The organism is Bradyrhizobium sp. Ai1a-2 (genome assembly GCF_000426245.1).
GTDB lineage: Bacteria > Pseudomonadota > Alphaproteobacteria > Rhizobiales > Xanthobacteraceae > Bradyrhizobium.
Genome location: NZ_AUEZ01000005.1, coordinates 133,023 through 146,006, shown reverse-complemented (window position 1 = coordinate 146,006; position 12,984 = coordinate 133,023). Strand labels below are relative to the sequence as shown.

The window sequence follows — 12,984 nt, the reverse complement described above, 5'->3', positions numbered from 1 at the left end:
TTACGACCAACTTTCCGAGCCAGGTTGTCCAGGCAGAATTACCGCAATCGGTCGAGCAACGCCTTTGCCTGCCTGAGATCCTGCGTTTCCAGGCCCTCGGTAAACCAGGCATGGATGGGAGCGAGCAACTCGAGCGCTTCCTCGCGCCTGCCCTGATCAATCCACAAGGCGGCAAGATCGGCTGCAACGCGAAGTTCAAGGGCCTTGGCGTGTTGGTTTCTTGCGGTTGTCAATGCGTGATCGAGCAGTGATTGCGCCTCGGTGCCAGCGTCCGGTGCGCCATGAAATAGCAACACGCGCGCTTTCAGCCGATACAGCTCGGCCTCGAATATCCGTTCGCTATTGCGGCTGGTCGTCGCGAGGCCCTGTTCGATAAGCTCTAGCGTGGCTTCGGATTGATGGCTCGACAACAAGGCCGGACACAGAAGCACGTAGAGTGCTGTGATGCCGAGCTGATAGCCCGCGCGGCGATATTCGTTCATAGCAGTCTGGATTTCCGCGAGTGCAGCGGACGAAGGATCAAGAAAGGTGGCGCTTATCCCCCGGACGGCGCGCGCCAATCCTCGCCATTGCCTGAATCCGTGTTCCTCCGACAAGGCGAGACAGCGTTCGGCATAGCGGTGTGCAATCGAGAACTCGCCCCGAAGAGCGTGGAGAATGGACGCATAATAGCATCCATAGGCCTGCGAGTGCGGATGATTGATATCGTCGGCACGCCGAATGGCGGCATTCAAACGCGCGAGTGCCGTATCGGCGCGGCCCAGCAGCCAGAGCGCCCATGACATCAGGGCAAGGTCGGCCACGCCCGCATCCTGGCCGGCGGCGCCGGCCGCCAACCTGTCCTGCTCGCTGCTCGCCTCGAACGCTTCGAAGGCCCGTTCGATCACTTCGTGAGCGCCTGTGAGATGTCCCATGAAAAGGCGAATCATCCCTTGTCCACGCATCGCGTTGAGCAAGGTTGGCCGATCGCCGCGTGCCTCCGCGAGATCGAGCAGCGCCGAGATCATTTCCTCGGCGACCGGCAACTCACCACGAATGACGCTCGCGGTGGTCAACCAGAACATGATCTGGAGCTGCTCGGGGGGATCTCCGAGGCGCTGGCACAACTCGCGCGCACGAGCGAAGGTCGCCGCCGCATGTGGCGAGGCCGGCCCCTGGGTAGCGATCAGGCAGGGTCCGAGCGCAAATTGGAAATCAAGCTCCCGTCTGTCCTTCCGTGCGCCCTTGGCCGAATGGGCCAGGATCTCGATGCCTTTCCGCAAGTGTGCGATGGCTTCGAGGTTGGCCGAGCGCATGGCCGCTTTCTTGCCTGCCTGGAGCCAATATTCTCCCGCCTTTTCGAAAAGTCCCGCCTCCGTCAGGTGGAGTGCGAGAGTCTCGGGTTGAGTCTCCACAATTTCCGGGAATCGTTGTTCGAAGACGTCTGCGATGGTGGCATGCAGCGCTGCACGTCGGCTCTTCAGAAGTCCCGCTTCGGCAGCGTCCCGGACGAGCGCATGCTTGAAGGTGTAGACCGCGCGGGGTATCTCGCCCCGGCAGAATATCAGCTCCGCCCGAACCAGCTGGGCAAGCGCTTCCTCGAGCCTCTGCCTTGGCAACCCGGTAACGGCGCTCAGCAGTTCGTAAGAGAACTCGCGGCCCACGACTGCGCCGATCTGAGCCACGTCCTTCACCGGAGCCAACCGGTCGAGTCTGGCCATCAGGGATGCGTTCAATGTCGTTGGGATCGCCATCGAAGGCAGCGGACGGCTGAGCATGTAATGGTCGTCCCGCTCCTGCAACAGCCCGGTTTCGAGCACGGCCTTGGTCAGTTCCTCGACGAACAGGGGCACGCCATCGGTACGGGCCAGGATTTGATCCATGACCTCCTCCGGGAGCGTCTTGCCGGCCGTGACGCGCTCGACCAATGCCGCCCCGTTGCGCCGGTTCAGCCGTGTGAGCGAGACCGTCGTCACATGTGCATGACCCGGCCAGGGTGGCGTGAACTCCGGTCTCGCGGTGATGAGCAGCAGCACGCGGAGTCGCGGCAGACTTTCCAGTGCCACCGTGAGCAGCTCCAGCGAAGTCGGGTCTGCCCAATGGGCATCCTCAAAGATGACAAAAACTGGCTGCCGCGCCGCCAGTGCGTGGAGCTGGGCCATGAACGCCGCCAGCGTTATCTCTTTGCGCTTCTGCGGACTCAACTCGGGGAGGCGGTAGCGGTCGCTGAGCGGCAGCGACAGAAGGTTGGCCAGCGCCGGCACCACACGGTCCGCGTCAGCGCCAGATCGCAGGAGCAGAGCTTCAAGCTTGGCAAACTTTTCCGTCGGCGTCTCGCCCCGCTCGAACCGGGCAGCACGTTCGAGGTCGGCGATAAATGGATACAGTGCACTGTTGGTGTGGTGCGCCGAGCAGAAATGCCGCAACGTAATGTGTGGTTCGGCCCGGAGTCGCTCTTGAAGCGCCAGCGCGATGTGCGACTTGCCGATACCTGGCTCTCCAGTCAGAACCACCACGCAGCCTTCGCCTGACGCGGCATGCTGCCAGCGCCGCAACAGCAGCTCGATCTCCTCGTCACGCCCGATGAGCGGTGTTAATCGGGTCTTGTGCCGCGCCTCGAAGCGGCTTTCCACTCCGCTTATCCCGAGCACCTGCCAGGCAGGTATTAGCTCTGCCCATCCCTTGAGCGCGATAGAGCCGAGATCGGCATATTCGAAATATCCCGCGGTGAGCTGGTGCGTGTTCTCGGAAATCAGCACCATGCCGGGCTCGGCGTACTGCTGCAGGCGAGCAGCCAGGTTCGGTGTCTCACCAATGACCGCGTGCTCCTTGGCGGCACCTTCGCCGATCAAATCGCCCACCACCACCATGCCGGTGGCGATGCCAATGCGGACCTGCAGCTTGGTGCCGATATCTGTCTGGAGGTGGGCTACGGCATCGACCAGTGCCAGCCCCGCGCGTGTCGCCTGCTCGGCATCGTCCTCGTGCGCCTGGGGATAGCCAAAATAGGCGAGCGCGCCATCTCCCATGTACCGCGCGATGACGCCCTCATTCCGGGAGATAACCTCCGCGATGCAGTCGTGATAGGCGCCGATGACCAAGCGCAAATCCTCCGGATCCAGTCGGGCCGCAAGTGCCGACGAGTCCACCAGATCGCAAAACATGACCGTGAGTTGGCGCCGCTCGGCGCCGTCCCGCGGCGTTGGTTTGGCGCCCGTTTGGGCTGCTACAACGACTTCACTCTTGAGTTCTGCAATCGCGCGGAGAATCTTGCGCCGGTGCCCGAGCAGGACGCCGAGGTCCTTGAGGTCCTGCTCCGTGAGATCGCCGACGACCGAAAGGTCGATGGCGTTCTCGGCGAAACGCTGGGCGTACTCCCCCAAACCTATCGATGCTAGCCACTCTGCAATACCCGTCATGGTATACCTATGGCCTATGCAACCAGAATAGCACATTGCAGAGACCTGCGAAGGCACATCTGTCGACGGAAGCGCCGATCGCCGGACTTCTCACACAATTTAACGCAGCGGCCCGGGCGAAAGGGGGACGCTGCAACGCGATGTCTATCGGGAGGTCAAAAGGCGAAATTCGCGGTGACCGGGGCTCGTTGTTGCCGACCGCGAGGTCGCCCTCGCCGCGCGAACGTATCAGCAGCAGCGGCAACACGGCGGCGCGGTGATCGAGCGTGCCGATATGCCAGGGGCGCGCGATCCCGGCATAAACAGGCGCGAAGCCGTGTCCGGACCGTGGCGACTGGCAGCGCAGCTATCCGTACAGATCACCTTCGCGGCGGCGGCAAGCCTCGGTGCCAGATGGTCCCATTGTCGAACTGAATGAGCATGCCATCCGGGGAGTAAACCGCGCCTTCGTTGAAAGCATCAATCCAGATCCGGCTGGTCGGCGAAAACCAGTCCGGCCATGCGCGGGCAGGCACGCCTGCCTCGGTCAGGAGATTCAGGTCATATCCGTTCTGCGTGACATGGGCAGGCAGACTTCCCCGACACCTGTCAACGCACGTATAGATGCCGGTCAGATTGATCGATTGAGCCGATGCGCTGGGAGCCGCGAGGGCGGCCAGCATGCCGATAACCAATGATAGACGTTTCATAGGATTCTCCCTTCGTTCGATCAGCCATCCCAACCCGGGGGCTTCCAGTCTCGCGCCCAAGCACGGCCAACCAGCTAGCGTCTGCTTCGCCGAAGGCATTGTACGGGAAGCATATGCATCGCTTCGCCTGTCGGGAGCGGACCCCCGTGGGGGCGCCTGCGTGGGTTACGTCCGTGCTCATCATGACGGGCTAATCACCCGGATGGCTCTCGTGCGCTTTCCTGACCTCCTGCAAGACCTGACTTAGGTTGTAGGTTTCAGGCGACTGCAGCGGCGGATACGTCGCGTAGGACTCCAGCTCCTTCAGCCACAACAGTTGACCGAGAGGCATCATGGCAAGCCCGTCGTACATAAAGGCGGTGCTTGGGGCGGCCAGTGATCCGCCGAAGTACAGCAGCGACTTGGTGTCCTCGGGGGAAACGTTCTGCTCGAACGGGTCACGCTTGATGTTCTGGATCAGGGGGAAGTGCCAGTCGGTGAGCGGCTCGAGCCAGCCGGCAGCCCCATGTCTCGCTATCTTGTAATAGATCTTCCAGTTGCCGAAGCGGACTGCCGACGGCGTTGATCCCGAGTAGTAGAAAAAGTAGTTGCGCGCCGATCTCTCCGACCTGCCGGTCAGGTAGTCGATCTGGTTGACGCCGTCGAGCGTGGTCTTGACGATGCCGGGGTACTGGCCGGCCTCGATCTGCTTTTTCAGTCCGTCGCCTTTCGGACCGCCGGCGATCTCGACCAAGGTTGGCAGCCAGTCGAGCGCCGCGAACAGTTGGTTCTTGATCGTGCCAGGCTTGATGACGCCGGGCCAACGGATCACACAGGGGGCGCGGTAGCCGCCCTCCCAGGCTTCGCCCTTTTGGCCTCTGAAGGGCGTGATGCCACCATCGGGAAAGGTGAGTGTCTCGGCGCCGTTGTCGGTGGTGAAGACGACGATGGTGTTATTGGTCTGTCCCATGTCGTCGATCTTCTTGAGCACGTAGCCGATGTTGTCGTCCATCTGCTTCATGCCGGCTTCGTTGATCCCCCAATCCTTGCCGCCCACCTCGCCCAGCATGGCCAAATACTTGTCCGACAATACGGTCGTGACGTGCATGCGCGCCGGGTTGTACCAGACGAAGAATGGCTTGTTGGTCTTGCGGGGATCGTTGCGGTCGAGGAAGTCGATGACCTTGGCGGAGATTTCCTCATCCACGGTCTTCGAGCGCTCGAGCGTCAGCGGCCCTTCGTCGCTGCATTTCTGATTCTGCTGAGTGCCATCGGAGGATTTGCACCAGATGACCGGGCGCGGCGGTGTCACGCAGACAGTGGTCTTCGGGTCCACGCCGGGAACCTCGGGCAGGCCGGGGATCGGCGTGTTTTTGCAGGGCGGAGCAAAGCTCTGGTTCGTCGGGGTCTTGTTGATGTCAGGAAAGCTGACCGCCTGCATGGCATCGAGGTGATAGAGGTAGCCCCAGTATTCCTGGAAGCCGTGCGCGGTCGGCAGCGCCTCGGTGTGATCGCCGAGATGGTTCTTGCCGAACTCGCCGGTGGTGTAGCCGAGATCGAGCAGGAACTTGGCGAGTGCCGGTGTGCCGGGCCGCAGGTAAGACGGGCTACCCGGGAGCTGCGGCGGGATCATGCCGGTGCGCAGCGGATACATGCCGGTGAAGAAGGCGTTGCGGCCGGAGGTGCAGCTCTGCATGGCGACGTAGTCCATGAACTTCGCACCCTCCTGCCCGATGCGATCGATGTTCGGCGTTTCGCCGACCATCAGGCCTTGATGATAGATGCTCGGCTGCATCCAGCCGATGTCGTCGCCCATGATGAAGACAATGTTGGGTTGCTGTCCCTGCTGGGCGGAGGCAGGAATGCTCGCCATTGTCGTGGCGGTACACAGCACGACAAGAGCGCCCCAGAACGTTCTGGACATGCTCATGTTCGCTTTCCTCAATATGGGCTGCTGAAGCTCCGGCCGCAGCCTTCGCCGAGCGCCACCCACCGGCCGTGTTCGCCTTGCCGATCCACGCACGGGCTGTTTCAGGCAATCGGCCGGACGCCTCGCGGCTGGGAAATTGCTCGAAACGCCCTGCACGCGCTATGCACCTTCGGCAGGATTTGCGAAGCAGCGAGACAGCCGCTTCCGGACCACCGCGGCGCGAGCGCGCTGATCTGGCGGGTCGTTTCTGGAGGGTCTTTTCGCCGTCGGCTCGGAAGTTGCCGATTATGCATAGTCAGCACAACTGAACCTCCATTAACTTGGTCGAAACGCGCGCTGATCGTGCACCGGCTTGGTTCGGGAGACTCGGAATCCGAGCCGTTAAGCGAAGGGCAGGAGCATGCTTGATTCGGAGGCGTCCGATGCGATCATGATGCGTCGCTGCGTTACTCTCGCGCAATCGGCGCGCCGGAGTGGGGAGTATCCGTTCGCGGCTGTGATCGCTCGACGAGGCGAACTCGTTTGCGAATCCCTCAACATGGTCAAAGCCGAACGAGACGTTACGCGACACGCCGAGATGGTTGCGATTGCGTTAGCCCAGAAGAAGCTCCGCGCGACCAGCCTTGACGATTGCACGCTCTATTCAACCATCGAACCCTGCGCGATGTGTTCTTACGCCATCCGCGAAACCAGGATCGGGCGAGTGGTGTTCAGCTTGCGATCGCCGGTCATGGGCGGCAACTCGCGATGGAACGTTCTGACCGACACGCATTTGTCGTCGGTATTGCCCGAAGTGTTTGCTCCGCCGCCCGTTGTCCTGTCCGGATATCTGCAAGAGCATGTCCAGAAAGTCTTTCAGGATCGAAATCCGCTTGCTTGGCGTTTCATGAAGGCTCGAAAGATCTTCGTACATGGTTCCGACGCAGAGCACGCAGCCAGTTCGAACACTGGTCTGCGGCTTGGTCCTTGGTCCAGTCTCGCAAACTGGGCCAGGGCTGTGGCTATCGATCGCCTTTGGCGCAGCTAGGGATGCGCGCTAGATCAGCTTCTCCGCGCTTAGCGTCGCTTCGATCTCGGCAAGGATGCGCGCCAGCCTGTCCGCCCACGCTTTCTGTCCAGCCTGATCGGTGATCAGGTCCTGGCGGATTTCGATTCCCGTGTTCATCAGGCCGCGCCTCTCGCCGTGGACGGGGATCGTGTAGTCGGTCTCGTCGCTGACCGCATAGGGCTCGTTGTTGCCGACCACGAGGTCGCCCTCGCTGCGCAAACGCTTCAGCAGCAGCGGCGGCAGCAGGGTGTCGCGGTGATAGAGCGTGCCGATATGCCAGGGACGCGCGATCCCGGCATAGACCGGCGTGAAGCTGTGCAGCGACACCAGCACCGTCGGCTTGCCCGCATGCAGCCGCTGGTCGATGATCTCGTCGATCCGCCGGTGATAGGGATCGAAGATCGCCCGCCGCCGCGCCTCCGCGGCTTCGCGCGTCAAACCCTCATTGCCGGGGACCATGGTGGATTCGCTGATCAGGGGGATCGAGCTTGCGACATGCGGGGGGCGGTTGCAGTCGATCACGAGCCGCGAATAGCGCTGGGCGACCAGATGCGCGCCGAGCTGGGTCGCAAGCTGCTCGGCGACTTCGGCGATGCCGATGTCCCAGGCGATGTGCCGTGTCAGCTCGGTCTCGGAGAGGCCGAGATCGCCGAGCACGCCCGGGATCAGCCGGCCATAATGGTCGCAGGTCAAGAGGAACGCCGAGCGGCCATCGGCATTATGTTCGTGGACCGGCGGGACGTTGTCGTCCGTGAGCAGGAACGTCGAGCCGGCCGTGGTGTCCAAGATTTTATCCTCAACTTTGCCTAACGAAGCGGCACGCCGATCTTAAGAATGAGCAGCGTCCACTATAGATTCGACCGCCGAAAGTCACGATGATTGCTGAACGATGCCGATACTCAAGATTCATCACAAGACCGTATATCGCTACACCCATCGGGTAACGTTCGGCGAGCATCGCATCATGCTCAGCCCGCGCGACAGCCATGACCTGCGCGTGGTCGAGAGCGATCTGAGAATCGAGCCGCAGCCGATATCGCTGCGCTGGATCCACGATGTGTTCGGCAACAGTGTGGCGATCGCAGCTTTTGACCAGCGGGCGGACACGCTGTCGTTCATCTCGACAGCCACCGTTGACCATCATCCTGCCGAGGAGTTCGCGCTGACGCCGGATGACCCCGCTTATTTCTATCCATTCCTCTATGACGAGGAGGAATTTCCGGACCTCTCGCAATATGTCAGGCCGCAATATGCCGATCCGGACGGCGCGCTTTTGGCCTGGGCGCGGCAATTCCTCGATGCGGAAGCGCCGATGCCGACATTCAGGATCCTGAGCGGCATGACGCATGGCATCCGGGAAAGTTTTAATTATCGCAGGCGCCATGAGCACGGCACGCAGCATCCGCTCGACACCCTTCAGACCGGCTCCGGCTCCTGCCGCGACTATGCGCTGTTCATGATCGAGGCGCTGCGGCGGCTTGGTATCGCCGCGCGTTTCGTGTCCGGCTATCTCGCGACGCCTTCGGACGGCGGCCATGTCGGCGACGGCTCGACGCATGCCTGGGTCCAGGTCTATCTGCCGAGCGCAGGCTGGATCGAGTTCGATCCGACCAACGGCATCGTCGGCACGCGCGATCTGATCCGCGTCGCGGTGGCGCGCGATCCGCGCCAGGCGATCCCGCTGCACGGCGTCTATATCGGCGCGGCGGACGCCTACGTGAGCATGGAAGTCGCGATCAGGGTCGAGCCGGCCGGCGAAGAGGAGAGGGAGCGCGAACCGGCATGATTGAGATCAGGGTCGGCTTCGAGATTGCCTATGCGGCCGCGCAGCCGACGCCGATGGTGATGATGCTCTCGATCCATCCCTCGCGCGTCCAGGACATCGTCGGCACCGAGACCATCATCGCCGAGCCCAATGCCCCGATCGGCTTCTACCGCGACAGTTTCGGCAATGTCTGCGGCAGGCTGCTGGCGCCGGCCGGCGGCGTGACCTTGCGCGGCAACGCGCTGGTGCGCGATTCCGGCCTGCCGGATGCCGTCAATCCGGCCGCGCAGCAGATTCCGATCGAGCAACTGCCGGACGAGGTGCTGCTCTATCTGATGCCGAGCCGCTATTGCGAGACCGACAAGCTCACCGACATCGCCTGGTCGCTGTTCGGCAACACGCCGCCCGGCTGGGCGCGGGTGCAGGCGATCGTCGAGTTCGTGCACCACCACGTCACCTTCGGCTATGAGCACGCCCATCACATGAAGTCGGCGCATGATGTCTACGAGCGACGCAGCGGCGTCTGTCGCGACTTCGCCCATCTCGCGCTCACCTTCTGTCGCTGCATGGGCATCCCCGCGCGCTACTGCACCGGCTATATGGGCGACATCGGCGTGCCGCCGGACCCCGCGCCGATGGATTTCTCGGGCTGGTTCCAGGTCTATCTCTCCGGGGCGTGGTACACCTTCGATGCCCGCCACAACGTGCCGCGCATCGGACGCATCTTGATGGGCACGGGCCGCGACGCCGCCGACGTCGCGCTCACCACGAGTTTTGGCCGCATGACGCTGACCAAATTCATCGTGATCAGCGAAGAGGTGGTGGCGGCTTGATCCGGCCGCGGGCTGCAGGATAACAAGCTCGGATGATCTCCGACCGTCTCTTCGTCTATGGCACGCTGATGCGCGGCTTCGACCACCCGATGGCGCGGCTGCTGTCGGGCAATGCCGATTTCATCGGTGAGGCGCACTGCCGGGGCCAGCTCTATTTGGTGAAGCATTATCCCGGGCTCGTACTGTCCGACGATCCCGCCGACCTCGTGCATGGCGAATTGTTTCGCCTGCGCTCCTGCGACGAACTCTTACGCGAGTTCGACATGTATGAAGCCTGCGGCGAGGGTTTTCCGCAGCCGACCGAATATATCCGCCAGATGCTGCCGCTCACCCTGGCCGACGGCACCACGGCGGAGGCGTGGACCTATGTCTACAACTGGCCGGTCGCGCGCCTGCCGCGCATCGCCTCGGGCCGGTTCTTGGAGGCGTAGGCCGCCTCACTCCTCCCGCACCACGCGGATATCGACCTCGCGTTCGACATAGCTCCACTCTTCGGTCGCGCGCAGCATCGCCACCATTTCGTCGAACAGTGCGGTGTGCTCGGGCGCGAATTCGAACCAGGTGAGGAAATCGAAGGGCTCGCCGAGGTCGCGGCTGTGGAAGAGCTGGCGCGCGATCGCGGGCAGATATTTCAGCGTGCCGGCGATATGGTGCGACTTGTCCTCGAAGATCTCGCGCCGTTCTTCCGGCGTCAGGTTCCACCACGCGACCGTCTTGCGGATCGGGATCAGCGCCGCGCAGCTCGCCTCGCGCCGGCCGAGCTCGGCCTGCTGCGCGTCGAGCTGATCCTTCTCCGCGCGGTTGGTGTAGCGCAGATGACTGGTGACGCCGGCGAGCCGCCAGGCCGTGGTCGACGGCAACAGCGGCAGCGCGATCGCCTCGCTCGCAATGATCGACACCGCCGCCACGCGCGGCAGCGTCTCGCCCTTCACCTTGGAGATCGAGGTGACGCGCCAGCCGCCGCTTTGTCCGCCTCTGAAAGTCGTAAACATGCCACTATCCAACAGCGGAACCGGGTTGGGTTCAAGATGCCAGTACCATCCATGACCCAACAGAGCCCGACGGGCCTGTGAATTCCGGGCGAATCGCCACAATCCTGATACTTTGAGCCCGCGCTCACTATATCGGTGACCCTTCACGCTGGCCCCAAAATCTGCCCCATGCGCTTCACTCCGCAATTCCTCGATGAGCTGCGCGCCCGGCTTCCGGTCTCGGAAGTCGTGGGCAAGCGCGTGCGGCTGAAGAGGGCGGGCAAGGAGTGGAAGGGGCTGTCGCCGTTCCAGCAGGAGAAGACGCCGTCGTTCACGGTCAACGACCAGAAGGGCTTTTACCACGACTTTTCCTCGGGAAAGCACGGCAACATCTTCGATTTCGTGATGGAGACCGAGGGCGTCTCCTTTCCGGAAGCGGTCGAGCGGCTGGCCGCGATGGCCGGCATGCCGCTGCCGGCGGTGACGCCGGATGCCGCCCGCCACGAGCAGCGCCGCAAGACACTGCATGACGTGATGGAACTCGCGGCAAAATTCTTCGCCGACACGCTGGCCTCGCGGAACGGGGCAAAGGCGCGCGGCTATCTCGCCGACCGCGCGCTCTCGCCGGCGACGCAATTGCAGTTCCGCCTCGGCTATGCGCCGCCGGACCGCTTTGCGCTGAAGGAATTCCTGGGCTCCCAGGGCATTTCGACCGAGGACATGGTGGAAGCCGGTCTCCTGGTCGCCGGCGACGATATCCCCGTGCCTTACGACCGCTTCCGCGACCGCGTGATGTTTCCGATCACCGACCTCCGCGGCCGCGTGATCGCCTTCGGCGGCCGCGCGCTGGAGAAGGACGTCCCCGCCAAATACCTGAATTCACCGGAAACCCCGCTCTTCCACAAGGGCGACAATCTCTACAATCTCGCGGCCGCGCGCCAGGCCGCCTATGACGGCGCTGCGCTGATCGTGGTCGAGGGTTATGTCGACGTCATCGCCATGGTCACCTCGGGTTTTTCGGGCGCGGTAGCGCCGCTCGGCACCGCGCTCACCGAGAATCAGCTCGCGCTGCTCTGGAAGATGGCGGACGAACCAATCCTTTGCTTCGATGGCGATCGGGCTGGCCAGAAGGCTGCGTATCGCGCCGCGGACTTGGCGCTGCCCCATCTCAAGCCAGGCAAAAGCCTGCGCTTTGCGCTGCTGCCGGAAGGGCAGGACCCCGACGATCTCGCTCGCTCGGGCGGGCGCGGCGCGATCGAGGAGGTGGTCTCGGCGGCTCGCGGCCTGGCCGACGTGCTCTGGTCGCGCGAGGTCGAGGGCGGCAATTTCGCCACCCCCGAGCGTCGTGCTGCCCTGGAGGCCCGCATCGGCGAGCTCACCAATGCCGTCCGCGATGAGGTCGTCCGCCGCTACTACCGGCAGGATTTTGCTGAGCGGCTGCAGCGCAATTTCGCCCCCGAGGCCGCCCGCGGCGGCTATGGCCGCGGCCCGTTCCGCGCGCAGAAGGGCGGCGAATCACCCCGTCGATTCACGTCTCGCGCCCCCGGCGGCGGCCGGTTCGGCCCGCCAGCCGGCCCGGCTCAGGGACTTCTCCGCGGCCCCTACCAGGCGGCGAGCCCGCAGCTCGCAAATAGCCCGATCATGCGCAGCCAGCGCAGCGCGCTGTCGCGCCGCGAGGCCCTGATCCTGCAGACCCTGATCAACCATCCCTGGCTATTGCACGACCATCTGGAGGAGGTCGCGGCCCTCGAGCTGGCCCACCCCGAGGCGCACAAGCTCCGCGCCGGCATCATCGCCGCTTTCGCCAACGATCATCACCATTCTCCCGACGAGGAAGAGCAGGCCGAAAAAATGCGGGCCGACCTTACGGCAGGCGGATTTTCACAAATCCTTCAAAGGGTTGAGAGGGCGATCACGACCCAGGCGGTGTGGGGCGTCCAGGTCGGCGCCGCGCGCGAGGATGTTCTTTCCACTTGGCGGCAACTCGTTGCCTTGCATCAGAAAACACATGCATTACTTAGGGAAAGGAAGGACGCCGAGCAGGCTTACGCCGAGGATTCCAGCGAGGCGAACTGGGCGTGGCTGCGGGACATCCAGGCACGAATGGCAGAAGCCGAAGGCACCGAGGCCCTGATCGAGGGATTTGGTGAGTTGTCGGGCCGGTTCCAGCGCAGCGTCTGACGAAAGATTCATGCGGACGGCTCGGGCCGGGGCCGCAAAAAGACTCGCCAAACCCATGGTTTGGCTGCAAAAACAGGGTTAAGCGAAACTTAATAGGCACACCCTTATTTGGTGTGCAGACCGTCAGGGCGGAGTAAGCGGAACACGGGGTGGCGACAGGTTGCGCCGCCCTTTCCGTATCATGAGTATG

10 protein-coding genes are annotated in these 12,984 nt (G+C 63.1%); 5 read left to right on the top strand and 5 right to left on the bottom strand.

The window, feature by feature from the left end; all coding sequences use genetic code 11:
- Positions 1 to 38: 38 nt before the first annotated feature.
- The 3 genes from K288_RS0106020 to K288_RS0106010 all read right to left on the bottom strand — a co-directional run bounded on the left by K288_RS0106020 (position 39) and on the right by K288_RS0106010 (position 5,939).
- On the bottom strand, positions 39 to 3,398 hold the full coding sequence (locus K288_RS0106020; RefSeq protein ID WP_027578715.1) for an adenylate/guanylate cyclase domain-containing protein: 3,360 nt from the start codon (positions 3,396 to 3,398) through the stop codon (positions 39 to 41).
- A 359-nt stretch (positions 3,399 to 3,757) separates the two neighbouring features.
- Positions 3,758 to 4,087: a hypothetical protein gene (locus K288_RS0106015; RefSeq protein WP_027578714.1), complete on the bottom strand. Its 330-nt coding sequence runs from the start codon at positions 4,085 to 4,087 to the stop codon at positions 3,758 to 3,760.
- Between the two features lie 190 nt (positions 4,088 to 4,277).
- Positions 4,278 to 5,939 (bottom strand): arylsulfatase, encoded by a 1,662-nt coding sequence (locus tag K288_RS0106010; RefSeq protein ID WP_043159384.1) that lies wholly within the window; start codon positions 5,937 to 5,939, stop codon positions 4,278 to 4,280.
- 457 nt (positions 5,940 to 6,396) lie between these two features.
- On the opposite strand from K288_RS0106010, the gene K288_RS0106005 reads away from it, so the two are divergent.
- Positions 6,397 to 7,023, top strand: coding sequence for a nucleoside deaminase (locus K288_RS0106005; RefSeq protein ID WP_027578712.1), 627 nt, complete (start codon positions 6,397 to 6,399; stop codon positions 7,021 to 7,023).
- 9 nt (positions 7,024 to 7,032) lie between these two features.
- Here K288_RS0106005 and K288_RS0106000 read toward each other — a convergent pair whose 3' ends face one another.
- Positions 7,033 to 7,830, bottom strand: coding sequence for an N-formylglutamate amidohydrolase (locus K288_RS0106000; protein ID WP_027578711.1), 798 nt, complete (start codon positions 7,828 to 7,830; stop codon positions 7,033 to 7,035).
- A gap of 103 nt (positions 7,831 to 7,933) precedes the next feature.
- Between K288_RS0106000 and K288_RS0105995 the strand changes: the two genes are divergently transcribed.
- From K288_RS0105995 to K288_RS0105985, 3 genes are read left to right on the top strand one after another with little or no spacing between them, the layout of a single operon-like run.
- A complete protein-coding gene (locus tag K288_RS0105995) occupies positions 7,934 to 8,830 on the top strand; it encodes a transglutaminase family protein (protein WP_027578710.1) in 897 nt (298 codons plus the stop codon).
- Entirely contained in the window at positions 8,830 to 9,642 is an 813-nt protein-coding gene (locus tag K288_RS0105990) for a transglutaminase family protein (protein WP_027578709.1), read from the top strand. The genes K288_RS0105995 and K288_RS0105990 overlap by 1 nt, the downstream gene beginning before the upstream one ends.
- Positions 9,643 to 9,674: 32 nt before the next feature.
- Positions 9,675 to 10,073: a gamma-glutamylcyclotransferase family protein gene (locus tag K288_RS0105985; protein WP_027578708.1), complete on the top strand. Its 399-nt coding sequence runs from the start codon at positions 9,675 to 9,677 to the stop codon at positions 10,071 to 10,073.
- Positions 10,074 to 10,079: 6 nt separating this feature from the next.
- Here the strand turns inward: K288_RS0105985 and K288_RS0105980 are convergent, their stop codons facing one another.
- A complete protein-coding gene (locus tag K288_RS0105980) occupies positions 10,080 to 10,634 on the bottom strand; it encodes a chlorite dismutase family protein (RefSeq protein WP_027578707.1) in 555 nt (184 codons plus the stop codon).
- Between the two features lie 168 nt (positions 10,635 to 10,802).
- Here K288_RS0105980 and dnaG point away from each other — a divergent pair, with 168 nt between their 5' ends.
- Entirely contained in the window at positions 10,803 to 12,794 is a 1,992-nt protein-coding gene (gene dnaG / locus K288_RS0105975; protein ID WP_027578706.1) for a DNA primase, read from the top strand.
- Positions 12,795 to 12,984 lie beyond the last annotated feature (190 nt).

Excerpts from the sequence above, each read along its gene's own strand:
- dnaG (WP_027578706.1), top strand. The coding sequence starts at position 10,803 with ATGCGCTTCACTCCGCAATTCCTCGATGAGCTGCGCGCCCGGCTTCCG.
- K288_RS0105985 (WP_027578708.1), top strand. The coding sequence starts at position 9,675 with ATGATCTCCGACCGTCTCTTCGTCTATGGCACGCTGATGCGCGGCTTC.
- K288_RS0105980 (WP_027578707.1), bottom strand. The coding sequence starts at position 10,634 with ATGTTTACGACTTTCAGAGGCGGACAAAGCGGCGGCTGGCGCGTCACC.
- K288_RS0106015 (WP_027578714.1), bottom strand. The coding sequence starts at position 4,087 with ATGAAACGTCTATCATTGGTTATCGGCATGCTGGCCGCCCTCGCGGCT.
- K288_RS0105995 (WP_027578710.1), top strand. The coding sequence starts at position 7,934 with ATGCCGATACTCAAGATTCATCACAAGACCGTATATCGCTACACCCAT.
- K288_RS0106010 (WP_043159384.1), bottom strand. The coding sequence starts at position 5,939 with ATGGCGAGCATTCCTGCCTCCGCCCAGCAGGGACAGCAACCCAACATT.
- K288_RS0106005 (WP_027578712.1), top strand. The coding sequence starts at position 6,397 with ATGCTTGATTCGGAGGCGTCCGATGCGATCATGATGCGTCGCTGCGTT.
- K288_RS0106020 (WP_027578715.1), bottom strand. The coding sequence starts at position 3,398 with ATGACGGGTATTGCAGAGTGGCTAGCATCGATAGGTTTGGGGGAGTAC.